General features: G+C 62.5%; 12 protein-coding genes. 4 read left to right on the top strand and 8 right to left on the bottom strand.

Going from position 1 to position 13722, the window contains the following annotated elements:
• Window positions 1-7 precede the first annotated feature (7 nt).
• Complete coding sequence (locus B2246_RS14295) at window positions 8-577, bottom strand: RBBP9/YdeN family alpha/beta hydrolase (protein ID WP_008644150.1); 570 nt, start codon at window positions 575-577, stop codon at window positions 8-10.
• A 27-nt stretch (window positions 578-604) separates the two neighbouring features.
• Window positions 605-1450 carry a TauD/TfdA dioxygenase family protein gene (locus tag B2246_RS14290; RefSeq protein ID WP_011519696.1) on the bottom strand — a complete coding sequence of 282 codons (846 nt, stop codon included), beginning with the start codon at window positions 1448-1450 and terminating at the stop codon, window positions 605-607.
• Window positions 1451-1650: 200 nt separating this feature from the next.
• Here B2246_RS14290 and B2246_RS14285 point away from each other — a divergent pair, with 200 nt between their 5' ends.
• The gene (locus tag B2246_RS14285) at window positions 1651-2586 is read left to right on the top strand and encodes a 3-keto-5-aminohexanoate cleavage protein (protein WP_286882344.1); all 936 of its coding nucleotides are present in this window, start codon (window positions 1651-1653) and stop codon (window positions 2584-2586) included.
• 61 nt (window positions 2587-2647) lie between these two features.
• On the top strand, window positions 2648-3394 hold the full coding sequence (locus B2246_RS14280) for an SDR family NAD(P)-dependent oxidoreductase (RefSeq protein ID WP_186426833.1): 747 nt from the start codon (window positions 2648-2650) through the stop codon (window positions 3392-3394).
• A 78-nt stretch (window positions 3395-3472) separates the two neighbouring features.
• Here B2246_RS14280 and B2246_RS14275 read toward each other — a convergent pair whose 3' ends face one another.
• The 5 genes from B2246_RS14275 to B2246_RS14255 all read right to left on the bottom strand — a co-directional run bounded on the left by B2246_RS14275 (window position 3473) and on the right by B2246_RS14255 (window position 9027).
• Window positions 3473-4231, bottom strand: coding sequence for an SDR family NAD(P)-dependent oxidoreductase (locus B2246_RS14275; protein ID WP_286882343.1), 759 nt, complete (start codon window positions 4229-4231; stop codon window positions 3473-3475).
• 93 nt (window positions 4232-4324) lie between these two features.
• On the bottom strand, window positions 4325-5485 hold the full coding sequence (locus B2246_RS14270; RefSeq protein ID WP_035884168.1) for a porin: 1161 nt from the start codon (window positions 5483-5485) through the stop codon (window positions 4325-4327).
• Between the two features lie 311 nt (window positions 5486-5796).
• Complete coding sequence (locus tag B2246_RS14265; RefSeq protein ID WP_286882342.1) at window positions 5797-6789, bottom strand: Bug family tripartite tricarboxylate transporter substrate binding protein; 993 nt, start codon at window positions 6787-6789, stop codon at window positions 5797-5799.
• 117 nt (window positions 6790-6906) lie between these two features.
• Window positions 6907-7974, bottom strand: a complete 1068-nt coding sequence (locus B2246_RS14260) for a 3-keto-5-aminohexanoate cleavage protein (RefSeq protein WP_008644170.1) — start codon at window positions 7972-7974, stop codon at window positions 6907-6909.
• A gap of 72 nt (window positions 7975-8046) precedes the next feature.
• Window positions 8047-9027: a quinone oxidoreductase family protein gene (locus tag B2246_RS14255; protein WP_035884104.1), complete on the bottom strand. Its 981-nt coding sequence runs from the start codon at window positions 9025-9027 to the stop codon at window positions 8047-8049.
• 331 nt (window positions 9028-9358) lie between these two features.
• Between B2246_RS14255 and dbpA the strand changes: the two genes are divergently transcribed.
• The gene (gene dbpA / locus B2246_RS14250) at window positions 9359-10762 is read left to right on the top strand and encodes an ATP-dependent RNA helicase DbpA (RefSeq protein ID WP_035884102.1); all 1404 of its coding nucleotides are present in this window, start codon (window positions 9359-9361) and stop codon (window positions 10760-10762) included.
• 277 nt (window positions 10763-11039) lie between these two features.
• Here the strand turns inward: dbpA and B2246_RS14245 are convergent, their stop codons facing one another.
• Window positions 11040-12398 carry a serine hydrolase domain-containing protein gene (locus tag B2246_RS14245; RefSeq protein WP_035884101.1) on the bottom strand — a complete coding sequence of 453 codons (1359 nt, stop codon included), beginning with the start codon at window positions 12396-12398 and terminating at the stop codon, window positions 11040-11042.
• A gap of 286 nt (window positions 12399-12684) precedes the next feature.
• On the opposite strand from B2246_RS14245, the gene B2246_RS14240 reads away from it, so the two are divergent.
• A complete protein-coding gene (locus B2246_RS14240) occupies window positions 12685-13689 on the top strand; it encodes a dienelactone hydrolase family protein (protein WP_035884100.1) in 1005 nt (334 codons plus the stop codon).
• Window positions 13690-13722 lie beyond the last annotated feature (33 nt).

The raw sequence follows: 13722 nt of genomic DNA, 5'->3' as shown, positions 1-13722 counted from the left end.
CGTTGACTCAGAGTTGCTGAACCAGTTCTTCCGCCAGCGGCCATGTGCCAAAGCCATCCACAGGTCCGAGATGCCCGACTTCCCCGGCGTCGATGCAACGACTGCCCCACGCCTGCGCCAGTTCCTGGATTCGCTCGAATTTTCCGAGCGGATCATTGCGGCTTGCGACCACGATGCTCGGGAATTTCAACTGTCGGCGTGGGATCGGGGTCCAGCCTTCCTTTTCCAACGTCAGCGGATCGGTGTATCCGGGCGGCAAGGGGTTGTCAAAGTCGGCCGGCGCAGCAAGCAGCGCGCCCTGCACGGCGCACTTCGTCTCCTGTGCCCAGTGAACGGTAATCAGGCAGCCCACGCTATGCGCGACGAGGATGACCGGCCCTGGGATGTCGCTGACGACACGCTCGAGGTTCTCCACTCTCGCGCGGCGCAACCTCTTGTCGTGATCGATCTGCGGCACGATGCGCACCGCCCGCCCCTGCTGCTGCAGGCGCTCCGCAAGCAGCGACTGCCAGTGTTCCGGCATGTGATCGCGAAAGCCGGGAACGATCACGACCGTTGGCTGATTTCCGGATGTCATGGAATGCCCTTTTCTCTGTCTTCCAGCTCAGTACGGGATATCACCGACAATGCCGGCGCGTTCCATCTTGCGCGGTGCCGGATAGTAGTCGTTGACGGCGTAGTGCTGCGTGCTGCGGTTGTCCCACACCGCGACGTCACCCTCCTGCCAGGCCCAGCGCACCTGGTATTCCGGAATGGTGGCGCGGCTGGTCAGGTAGTTGAGCAGCAGCGAGGCGCCAGGCGATTTGTCGATGCCATGGCGCACGTTGGCTGGTGTGCTGTAGTTGGTGAAGTGCGTTGTGAACGAGGCGCCGACGAACAGGATTTTCTCCCCGGTCTCCGGATGGATGCGCACCACAGGATGCTCTACCGGTGGATGATCCTGCGCCAGCTTCGCGCGGTTCTCCGGTGTCATTACCGCCCCGAAGCTGTGTTCGATGCTGGCCCTCGCGCGCAAGCCGTCGATCTTCGACTTGATCTCATCGGGGAGTTCCTCGTACGCCTTCACCATGTTCACCCAGATGGTGTCGCCACCGATCTCGGGACATTCGAGGCAGCGCAGGACAGCCCCCATGGCGGGGTTGGGACGCCACAGACCGTCGCAGTGATAGCTGTTCTCGAAGCTGTGCGGGTTGTCGCTACGGTAGACCTTCACCAGGCCCGGGTAGTCCGGAACACTGCCAACCACGGGATGGTCTTCCAGCTTGCCGAAGCCGCTGGCGAAGGCCACGTGGTCTGCGCGCGTGATTTCCTGCTTGCGAAAGAAGAGGACCCGGTGCTTGAGCAGCGCCGCGCGGATCTCGGCGAAGACTGCCGGATCGCGCGCCGCCTCGCCGATGTTGACGCCGGAAATCTCGGCCCCGATGGCAGGGGTGATTTGCCTGATCTTCATTTCCATGTCTCCTGCTGTCTTGTAAGTGCCTGACAACGAGTATCTGGTGTTCCAGGCATCCATGCTTACTTCGGCAGGACATTCACTTTCCAATTCGCGACATTCCGGCCGTAGCAGCGGCCTGCGAAGGTCAAGTTCCGTAGCATGCGACATCGCACCGGGCAGTTCATTTTCGAGTGGAATAACGGAGGGCATCCACCATGGCAGCACCACAGAGCAAGGTGATCGTCACCTGCGCCGTGACAGGCAGTATTCACACCCCCACAATGTCGCCTTATCTCCCCATCACCGCGAGGGAGATCGAAGACGAGGCCGTTGCCGCGGCGGAGGCTGGCGCGGCCATTGTCCATCTCCATGCGCGAAACCCGGAGAATGGCCAGCCATCGCAAGACCCGGCCCTCTTTCGTGCGTTTCTCCCACGGATCGCGGCCCGTTCGGACGTCGTGATCAACCTCACGACTGGTGGCGCCCCCAACATGTCGGTGGAAGAACGCTTGCAGCCGGCGCTGCAACTCAAGCCCGAGGTTGCCTCGTTGAACATGGGGTCCATGAACTTCGGCCTCTATCCGATGCTCGCCCGGCACGCGACGTTCAAGCACGACTGGGAACGTCCGTACCTCGAAGGCTCCGAGGACCGCGTGTTCCGTAACACGTTCAAGGAAATCCGCTACATCCTCGAATCCTGCGCCGACAACGGCACACGCTTCGAGATCGAGTGCTACGACACGAGCCACCTCTACACGGCCGCGCACTTCATTGACCGCGGCATCCTCAAGCCGCCGTTCTTCATCCAGTCCGTGTTTGGCCTGTTGGGCGGGATCGGCACGCACGCCGACGATGTCATGCACATGCGCCGCACCGCGGAGCGCCTGTTCGGCAGGGACTACTACTGGTCCGTGCTCGGCGCCGGTCGCAGCCAGATGCCGATTGCGTCGATGGCGGCGGCCATGGGCGGAAACGTTCGCGTTGGCCTGGAGGATTCACTCTGGGAAGACCGCGGCAAGCTGTCGACCAGTAACGCCGAGCAGGTCAAACGCGTGGTTGGCATTCTGAAGTCGCTGAACCTTGACGTGGCATCGCCGGACGAGGCGCGCGACATGTTGCAGCTAAAGGGCCGCGATGCCGTCGCGTTCTGACCGGCCGATCTTCCCCAAGGGCTCACGAATAGTTTCTCCTGTCTTATCCAAGGAAACGCTCATGTCTCATCCTGTTGTCTTGATCACCGGCGCGACCGCCGGCATCGGCCGTGCGACGGCGCTGGCCTTTGCAGCCAAGGGCGCGCGACTGGTCTGTTCCGGGCGGAATGCCGCAGCCGGAGACGCCCTCATCTCCGAACTTCGGGAGATGGGTGCGGAAGCAGACTTCCTGGCGGCCGATGTCAGCCGTGAGGACGATGTCATGCGTCTTGTCAGTCATGCCATCGAGCGCTTTGGCGGCCTCGATATCGCAGTGAACAGTGCCGGGACGGAAGGCACACCGGGGTCGATCGTCGAGCAGACCGTCCAGTCGTACGCGACGACGTTCGATGCAAACGTTCTTGGGACGTTCCTTTGCATGAAGCACGAGCTGAAAGCGATGATCGCGCAACAGCGCGGAGTCGTTGTCAATCTGTCATCCACGATGGGCAGTCGTGGCAATCCGCGCAATCCGATGTATGTGGCGAGCAAGCACGCGATCGAGGGCCTGACCAAGTCCGCGGCCCTCGACGTCATCCAGGCGAATGTCCGCGTCAACGCCGTGGCGCCGGGCCCGATTGAAACGGCCATGCTCGGACGCATTGCCGGTGGCGCGGATCGGCTTGCCTCCGTCGCTGCGACGATCCCTGCCGGGCGCGTTGGCACGCCGGAAGAGGTCGCCGATGCAATTCTGTTCCTGGCATCCGATCAATCGACGTACATCACGGGGCAGATCCTTCATGTGAACGGCGGGAAGACCGCGGGGTAGGTCGGCGGTGTCCCGGGGCGCGGTCAAGGGCCCCGGGAATGCCGGGGCTTCGGCGCGCACTGCAGCGATCAGTAGCGATCAGTACCTGATGGTGCCAGGGCTCCCGCCAGCGACAGAAATGGCATCGCCATTGATCGCTACACTCACTGGCGATGCAAGGAATGCCACGACGGCCGCAACCTCGCGGGCTTCCACAATGCGGCCCAGCGAGTTCCTTGCCGCGGCCCAGGCTTCGAATGCCGCGTCGGTTGTCTCCGTCCGCGTCGCTCCGGGATGGACCGCCGTGACATTGATGCCCTTCGGCCCGAGTTCATCCGCCATATTCTTGGTGATCGCAGCCACGCCGACGTTGCGCAGCGTGGCAATGGGGCGGCCGGTGCGATAGATCGCCAAGCCACCAATGTTCACGATCCGTCCCCAGCCATTGGTGATCAGGTGTGGCGCGAGCGCTCGCGCGGTGCGCAGATAGCCGATCACCTTGATGTCGATATCTTCAATGGCTTGCGCATCGTCGATTTCATCGAGCCGGGAGGCCGATGAGATTCCACCAGGCAATGCCGCGGCGTTGACCAGGATGTCAATGCCGCCCAAGGCGGCGATCGCCTGCTTCACCATGCTATCCACGGACACCTTGCTGGAAGTGTCCACGGTGAGTGGCACGATCCGTCTTCCTGTCAGCGTCGCCAGCTCGGCAGCCGTCGCTTCCAACGCCGCGCGTCCACGGGCTGCCACTACCACGTCGACGCCTTCCTGCGCGAGCTGGAGTGCAATCGCCTTGCCGATCCCCCGGCTGCCACCAGTGACTATCGCTCGTTTGTCCTTCAGACCAAGATCCATGGTTCGCTCTCTCCAGTATGCGGACAACGTCAGTGAAGCCGGAAGTCGCCTCAAGTCGCCCCAAGTCGCATCAAGGCGCTTCCGGTCGAACGCTCAGAACACGTGTCGAATCCCCAATGCCGCGCCGAACATGGATTTCTGTCCGTTGGCCAGCGCATAGGAATTGCCCAACGCCAGGCTGGTCGCGAAGCCGCTCGCTGCCGATTCCATCGCCAGGCCGGCGTTCCTGCTGTATGCCGTGGTCAGATACACGTCGGTCCGCTTGGAGAAAGCATAGTCTGCGATCAGGGCAATCTGCCAGGGGTTGGCCACGCTGTTGTTGCCTCCCAGGTTCTTCACGTTCTGATAGTCATACTCGAGCGTGAAATCCAGCGCCGACGAGAACCGGTATTGGCCACCAATCCAGTAGAAGTCATCGCGCAAGATCGTCGTGCCGCCTGGATCCTTGTTCTGCCCCCATCGGTAGCCACCCATCAGTTTCGCCGTATCGTTGAACGCGTAGCTGGCCATGACAACGGCCTTCTTGAACGTGCCATTGCCCGTGCCGATGGTCGGATTCCACTGGTCGTAGCCAATACCCAGCCCGACCGGCCCAGCCAGATAGCTCAAGGCGGCACCATAGGCCGAATCGCGGCGGAACTGGCCCGGTACTTCACCGGCGCCACCCGCCGTCGGCACCGTGGGGTAGGTGGACGGCAGTGTCGTGCCAACCCCGAACGACCAGTCCGCCTGCGCGGTGAAGGGGCCGAACGTCCCGGAGTACTTGACCGTGTTGTCCTGGCGGAAGTTGGCTCCCGCCACCACGCCCGTCGGCTCATACTGCGTGGCATATCGCGCCGGGACGAAGTTGGCCATGGTGGAGAAAATCGATTGGTACTGCCGGCCGAACGTGAACACACCGAAGCGTGTGTCGAGGCCCACGAAGGCCTGGCGCCCAAACATGCGTCCACCCTGTTGCAGCGTGCCGGTATCGGCATTGAAGCCGTTTTCCAGCACGAAGATCGACTTCAGGCCGCCCCCGAGGTCTTCGACGCCGCGAAGACCCCAACGCGATCCGGAGTAGCCACCAGAATTCTCGCGAAACACCGTCTGGGGTGGGCCGGGGTTGTACCCGTTACCTGCCTGCGGCACGGCCCCGACGTGGTTGACGTACTCCACGTTCACATCGACCACACCGTACAAAGTCACGCTCGATTGCGCGTTGGCCGCACCACACGCACAAGCGGCAGCCAGGGCAAAAAGTCTCTTGTTCACCAGCACTCCTCCACGTTCATTGTTTTGGTTTCCAGGCTGGTGACGCGCGGGCGCCACCGGCATGGAACGTTGCCAGGGGTCCGAATCGAAGTCCGGTTCCCGTTCTTGCGCAGAACCCGCGCGTTTATCCATGGACGAGCACGGCTCTCGCCCTTTGTGTGAGCGATAGCGTTCGTCCTGTCTTGCGCTTGGATTTGCAGTAGGGCTACGGGCAAGGCAGATCAACGGCTTGCTCCGCTTTGCGTCGCGAATTCCACTCGCCGTCGACGCAAGACGCCGGGCACCGTGGGCGCCTGGCGGTCGTCAATCCACTAGTCGATCTGAATCCCCGCATCGGTGGCGATCTTCGACCAGACATCGAGGTCGTGGCTGACCGTCTCGCCGAATTGCACCGCTGTCTTCACAGGCGGGGGGCCAAAGTTCATGGCCTTCATCGTGGCTGCGAGATCCGGGGATGCCTGGGCCTTGTTGACCTCATCGGACAACCGTTTCACGATCGCCGGGTTGGTTCCGGCCGGTGCGAACATGCCGAACCAGCCCACCGCATCGAACGCGTAGCCCTGTTCCCCCATGGTCTTGACGTCCGGTAGCTGCGGCGCGCGAACGTTGCCGGCAATGGCAATGGCGCGGACCTTCCCGGAGCGCAGGAATGGGACTGGCGCGCCCGGGTCTGTCCAACCGATCTTCACGATTCCCGAGGACAGGTCGGTCAGCAACTGGGTCGAAGTCCGATACGGGACGTGATCGGTCTTCATGCCGGTCTGCTTCTTGAGCCATTCCATCATCAACTGGCCTGACGATCCCGTGGCCCAGGTTGCGTAGCCGTACTTGTCCGGGTTCGCCTTGAGCAGCTGGATGAGTTCCGGCAGGCTATGGACCGGCAGGTCGTTGCTCACCAGCAGTACCACGCCACCCGAGGCCGTCTCGGCGATGGGTACGAGGCTCTTCTTGGGGTTGTAGGGGATGGTCTTCAGTACGGCCGGGGCAACGACCATGTTCGATGCCGTGGTGTAAAGGATCGTGTATCCGTCAGCAGGCGCCTTGACGACCGCGTTGGTCCCGATGACGCCACTGCCGCCTGGCCGGTTATCGACAACGACAGGTTGCTTCAGCGCGATCGACAGGCGTTGCGCCATCAGGCGCGCCAGCGCATCGACTCCGGACCCCGCCGATGACGCCACGACCATCTGAATCGGGCGCGACGGCCAGACGTCCTCAGCCAGTGCCTGCGCTGAAGCGCACAGCGCCAGAAGCGCCGCGGTGCCCAGCACGACCGCAGCCGGTTTTTGCATGCGTAATGCCATTGTCTACCTCCATGTACTTGGTCTTTTGACGGTCGCTCAACCGATGCGTGAGGTCGATGCGTGAGGTCGACGCCAGCCCCGGGGGCAGGGGCTGGCGTCCGGCCCGGCTGGCTGACTTCAGGACGGCAGGTTCTCCTGCTTGCGCAGGAAGCCCTGGTTGGCGCCGTTACGATTCGGCGAGAAGCCATTGGCCTGAAGCGTCTCTTCCACGGTGTCGTAGAAGACCCCAAGCTTGAGGATTTCCCGTGTCTGCTTGGCTGTGGCGATGGGGCGACCAAACTCGCGGGAGATGCGTACCAACTGCTTGATTTGCTCGACCGAGCTCATCTTTCCAGTGCGGGACTGGTTCCAGAGCACGTCCTCGATGCCGCACCGAACGTGCAGGCCCAGCGCGATGCCAATCATATTGATGGGCAGCACGTTCAATACCGAGCTCTCCACCGTTACCACGGCGCCGTCCGGCACGGCACGCAGCATATTTGCCAGGTTGAAGATGTTCGCCTGATCCATGCCACCACTGATGGCCACCCAGTTCATCACCAGCGGCCCCTTGTAGACGCCGCGGCGAATCATTCGCTCGATCGTTTCGAAGCTATTGATGTTGTAGCACTGGAACTCGCTCTGGATGCCGGCAGCGGTCAGACGCCGGATGTGCTCCTCGGCCCAGCTTGGGTTCGAGGGCACGACCATGTCCTTGTAGGTCTTGTAGAGGTGCGGAAAACCGCGCGAGACACCCTTGAAGTCGTCGAGACCGGCGTGTTCCGTCACGTTCATCTGTGAAGTGTTGACGGTGACCGTTACCTGATCGGGTTTCGGATCGAGTTCGGCGAGCATGTGTCGCGTGTCATCGCTGAGCCATTTAGCGTCCTGGCCCTCTTCCGGCGCGAAGCTGATGGAGCCGCCCACCTGGATCACCATATCCGGCACGGCGGCGCGCACGCCCGCAATCAGCTCATTGAACATCGACAGACGCTTGCTGCCCTTGCCGTTGGCCTCGCGCACGTGCAGATGCAGCACTCTGGCGCCGGCTTCGTAGCAGTCCACCGCCTTCTGGATCTGTTCTTCCATGGTGACCGGAATGTCTTCCGGGAAATCTTCGGGAATCCAGCCCGGCGCATACGGTGCGGCGGTGATGATCAGCGGCTGCTGGTTCTCGGGGTACAGGTGGCCGTCAAGGAAATGCATGGTGATGGGTCTCCGGATGAATGATGAATAGCGGGGATGGCGAACGGGATGCTCCCCAGGGAAGGGCAACCGTCAGATGGCGAAAATGGACGAACCGACAATCTTGCGAGCCTCAAGGTCGCGATGCGCCTGCACGGCATCCTCCAGCGCGTAGCGGCGATTGATGTCGATGCGAATGCGGCCTGCGGCCACGTGGCCGAACAGTTCATCGACCAGCGCCGCCTTCTCGGCGGGATCGGCGATGTAGTCGGCCAGGGCCGGTCGCGTCAGATACGCGGAGCCCTTGCGGGCCAGAATTGCCGGGTCAAACGCCGGAACGGCTCCGGAGGCGAAGCCCACGCATACCAGCAGGCCACGGCGCTTGAGTGAGTCCAGCGACGACATAAAGGTGTCCTTGCCCACGCTGTCGAAGACCACGGACACGCCTGCGCCATCCGTCAGTTCCCGCACACGACTGGCCACGTCTTCATGGCTGTAGTTGATGGTGTGGTCGCAGCCATGGGCGCGCGCCACTTCGGCCTTGGCATCGGTGGAAACCGTTCCGATGACGGTCAGCCCCAGCAATTTGGCCCATTGCGAGAGGATCAGGCCGGCACCACCCGCGGCCGCATGGAGCAGGATGGTGTCGCCCGCCTTGAAGGGGTAGATCCGGCGCATCAGGTACGCGGCTGACAATCCCCGCATGGTCATGGCTGCCGCGACTTCGCAACTGATCGCTGCCGGCAGCTTGATCAGCGGGTCGGCGGAGATCAATCGCTCGGTACTGTAGGCGCCCAGCGTGGGTGTAAAGCCCGTGTAGGTCACGCGGTCGCCGACGGCAAGATGCGTGACGCCGCTACCTATGGCCTCGATCACGCCGGCGGCTTCGTTGCCAATGCTGCTGGGCAGTGGAACCTTGTAGAGACCGCTGCGAAAGTAGGTGTCGGCAAAGTTCAGGCCGACGGCCACGTGACGGACACGGACCTCGCCCGGTCCCGGCTCACCAACCGTGGCGTTCTCAAAACGAAGGACGTCGGGGCCGCCCGTTTCATAAATCCTGACGACTTTCGCCATGTGGTCTCCTGTCTGCTGTCGAATATGGAGGTCCACCTGTGGCGTGCGGATCGAGCGCGTCAGATGGACAACCTGTGTGGTGAATCATCTGATCTGGCCCAACTTTCCGCTTTTCCGTGCATGTCTTGAACTTTCCCTTTTGCGACAGGGATATGGCTGGCGTGGTCACGTTGGGGGAATCGGCTCGCGGGCGCGTTGCCGCCGTATTCGCCCCCGTCGACGTTGAGCGTGCCGGTCGCGGCGATGGTCTGGCATGTGCTGATTGCGTCATGCCGTCAGGCCGCTGAGCAGGGAAGGCGTGCAAGACGCGGCCGCGCATCTATAATCCGGCATGACTTCTTCAGCCCCTACCTCATTCGCCACGCTGCCGCTGTCCGCGGCCATGCAGGCTACCCTCGTCCAGCTTGGCTACGACGCCATGACGCCGATCCAGGCCGCCAGCCTGCCGCTCGCGCTGGCTGGTCACGACCTCATCGCCCAGGCCCGCACCGGCAGCGGCAAGACTGCGGCGTTCGGGCTCGCCCTGCTGCATCGTCTCGATCCGCGTCCGCTCGACGTACAGGCGCTGGTGCTCTGTCCCACGCGTGAACTGGCCGATCAGGTCACACAGGAGATCCGTCGTCTCGCCCGCGCCGAAGACAACGTCAAGGTGCTGACGCTCAGCGGCGGCTCGCCGATCCGGCCGCAGGTGGAGAGCCTTGCTCACGGCGCGCACGTTGTCGTAGGCACGCCGGGCCGCATCATCGATCACCTCGATCGCGGAAGCCTGAATATCGATGCGATCAACACGCTGGTGCTCGATGAAGCTGATCGCATGCTCGATATGGGCTTTCACGACGACATCGCATTTATCGCCAGCCACGCACCGAAGGACCGGCAGACGCTGCTGTTCTCGGCCACCTATCCGGCCGCCATCGACAAGCTCGCCCATCGCTTCCTGCGCCAGCCGAAGACGGTGAAGGTGGAAGAGGCGCACGACGCGGCCACCATCACCCAACGCTTCTACGAGGTGGAGGAGGGCGATCGGCTCAACGCCGTCGGCCGATTGCTCGACCATTTCCGCCCGGCTACCACTCTGGCCTTCTGCAATACGAAGGCGCGCTGCCGCGATCTGGCCGACCTGCTGCGCGCGCAGGGCTATGCCGCGCTTGAACTGCACGGCGACCTCGAACAGCGCGATCGCGACCAGGTGCTGGTGCAGTTTGCCAACCGGAGCTGCTCGGTGCTGGTCGCCACCGACGTGGCCGCACGCGGGCTCGACATCGCGCAGCTGGAAGCCGTGATCAACGTGGACGTGACACCCGACCCCGAGGTCCATGTCCACCGCGTCGGCCGTACCGGGCGCGCTGGCGAGGCAGGCTCGGCCTTCAGCCTCGTCAGCCTGGATGAAATGGGTCGCGTCGGCAACATCGAGCAGCACCAGGGCGGCGAGTTCGAATGGCACGCGCTTGAAGAACTGACGCCGTCAGGCGGCGGGCGCCTGCTGCCACCAATGGTCACGCTGCAGATGCTGGGCGGGCGCAAGGAGAAGATCCGGCCCGGCGACATCCTCGGCGCGCTGACCGGAGAGGCCGGCTTCACAAAGGAGCAGATCGGCAAGATCAGCGTGATGGAGATGTCGACCTATATCGCCGTGGACCGCGCCATCGGACGCGAGGCGGTGAAGCGGCTGAACGAAGGCAAGGTGAAGGGCCGCAAGGTGAGAGTGCGAATGCTGACGACCGATCAGCGGTAACTCGGCTGAGCCATCCCAGCGAGCCTGGCGCAGCGGTGATCAGGATAGGTGCGACTGATCCGATCGCAAACGCCAGGTCACCGGCGCTACCGTCACCACAAGGTCGCCACGCCGGGGTTCGAGGGCCGGTCTTGCTGCACCTGACCCCGTGATCCGGTGGGCTTAGAGGCACGATCAAAATGATTCTGGCGTCGTTGCGCGGCCTTGCCGTACTACTTGTACTGTCTGCGGCCGCGCGCCTAGCCAGAACCGCTTCGCTTCTTTTTGATAGCGCCTCTTAGTGCGGTATGGCCCCGTAGACGGCCCGGATTGCGGCGATAAAAGCTGCCGATGATTCCAGCGATCCATTGCGTGCCGCCACGGCTTTGCCCGCTTCTGCCGAAGCGCCGCGAGGCGCTGAATCAGGACTCGAAGAGAATTTCACTACGCTCAGTTCCTTTTTCGGATTGATGTAGATCTTCTGCCCGAACCGGCCGCTCGCCTCCACGGAGCCATCGCCGTCGTTCACCTGATACCAGTAGTCACCATATGCGTAACCCGGCCGGCCAGCCGCGAGGCGGCCCTTGGCGAACCCGGCCTGGTTTCCGCGCGGGCGCAATGCGGCACGGACAGCCTGAACGGGAATGCCCGCGTCGGCATCCCCGGCCTGCGCGCGCCGGACTGCGTCGGCAAAACGGGCCGCATCGCGCAAGGTCGTGCTCAGGCCACCGCTTGCCATTTCTGTTCCGAGTGAGTCGACCTGAATATAAGCGTCGTCCTGGGCCAGCTTCGACCAGACCGTTTCCTGCGCCAGTTCCGCCCACGATTTGCCAGAGATTCGGCGCATCGCCCATGCAACAGCTTCCGGCGATCCGTTCTGGTAGAACCAGTAGTCTCCAGTGACGGCCCCCTTGTCGGTGGAGACGGTCTTGAGGAAATCGTAGATATTGTCCGGCGCACCCGCGCGGCGCGGGATGATTCCGACCGCGCCGAACAACCCCAGATCGGGCGGAAGCTCTGGCGAATACGCGACGGGCACTTCCATGTCGAGGTTCTGCGCGAGCGTGGCGTCGCCGAATGGATTGCCCGCCAACTCGGGCACATAGGTGGCCAGCCTTGCTTCGGGGTCAAACTTGCCATCGACAATCAGCATGGCCGCCATCAGGCCCGTGAGCGATTTGGTCATCGACGCCCAGATGTGCGGCTGAGCGGGTCCGAAGCCATCCAGATACCGTTCGAAGACAATCTGCCCCTTGTGCAGCACGATGAAGCCATCGGTGTGGGTGTCCCGAAGGTAATCGGACAATTTGACTGCCTGTCCTTCCACATTGAATTGCAGGTTATCGAGACCTGCTGCCGGCCGCTCCGACAGCGTCATTGGCGTTGAAGCGTGCCGAACTCCCGCCGTCGGCGAGGTCTCGCGCGCATGACGGAAGGCCCAGCGCATATATGGTGGCTGGAATGCGTTGGTCTTGGTCACACGCATGGCTGGAGACGGGGGAAAGCCCTCCATGACACCGACGTCCTTCCGGTCGTTGCTCTGGTCGCGGCCCAGCGACTGTGCCGCGACCCCGCCCGTCACGGCGAGCAGCGCTATCGTGGCGATTGCCCTGCACTTACGCTGCCAATGAATGCGGTGGCGAGGCACGGTGTCCATTCTTTCTCCTTTGCAAAGCGTGCTCCGGAGTATGAAAGCGAGGATTCTGCCCCACAAGAAACCGAGGGGCATCGACTCATAACTGATGGGAATCCCTTGCGGTCCGGATTCAAGCGTCATTTCTTTTCAGGAAATGCCCCGCTTGCTACGCCGGAAGAATCATTTAGCGGATGGGCATCGTGCTACCTAGACTATCTGGGGGGCAATACCCCGCGTGTGAGTCTGTGCTCACAGTAAGGCACAAGAAGACACAAGAAGGCACAAGAACGCAAAAGAAGGGGGTGCCATGAAATCCGCAATTTCCTATCTGGCTGCCCAATTCTGCTTGCTCTTCACACTCGGGTGTCTGTCACCCGGCGGACTGGCGCAAGTCGCTCGGACCGAGGTCATTCCTGTACCGACTGTCACGATGTCGGACCAGGAATTTCTGGCCGGTGTCGAGGGCGGGCGGCCGGCAACGATTGCGGGCGAACTTCGGCTCCCCAAGGCCGGGGCGGACCGGCTCCCACTGGTGATTCTGCTGCATGGCTCAGGCGGTATCGGTAGTTCGGTGACCGACTGGGAGCAGGATCTTCTGGGGATGGGCGTCGCGACGTTTGTCCTTGACAGCTTTTCTGCCCGTGGCATCACCAGCACGATCAACGACCAGACCCAGCTACCTCGCCTGGCGCAAATGGAAGACGCCTTTCGCGCGCTCGCGATTCTTTCAAGGCACCCGCGTATCGACCCGACGAGAATCATGCTCGTGGGGTTTTCGCGAGGCGGGCAGAATGCGCTTTATGCAAGCCTGAAACGGTTTCACCGATTGCACGCGTCACCCGGAACCGAGTTCGCGGCCTATGTCGCCTTTTATCCCGACTGCTCCTATACGTATCGCGAAGACGATGACCTTGTTGCAAAGCCGTTAAGAATTCTCCAGGGCAGCGCAGACAACTACGACCCGGTTGGCCCGTGCCGCGCATATGTCGATCGGCTAAAGGCGAAGGGTAACGATGCGATGTTGATCGAGTATCCAAAGGCCAATCATGCCTTCGATTCGCGGGCGCTCGCGTCGGCCGTGCAGCTTCCGCGCGCGCAAACAACGCGGCATTGCAGGACGGTGGAGTTGGAGAATGGGTTGCTGGTCAACGCCCAGACCAGCAAGCCTTTTACCTACGATGACCCGTGCGTCGAGCGGGGAGTGACCGTCGCCTATGACGAGCAGGCAGCAAGGGAGGCGAGGCAGGCGCTTCACGAGTTGGTGATCGCGGTGCTAAAGCCGGGTGCCGTCGCAACCGTAACGCGCCCGTGATCGTTGTGGCAGTTGCCACGGAGGTGCGGTTGG

This window comes from Cupriavidus sp. UBA2010, from assembly GCF_002335265.1.
GTDB lineage: Bacteria > Pseudomonadota > Gammaproteobacteria > Burkholderiales > Burkholderiaceae > Cupriavidus > Cupriavidus metallidurans.
Note: the sequence above shows the minus strand (reverse complement) of the source record. Positions and strands in the feature narration are given on the sequence as shown.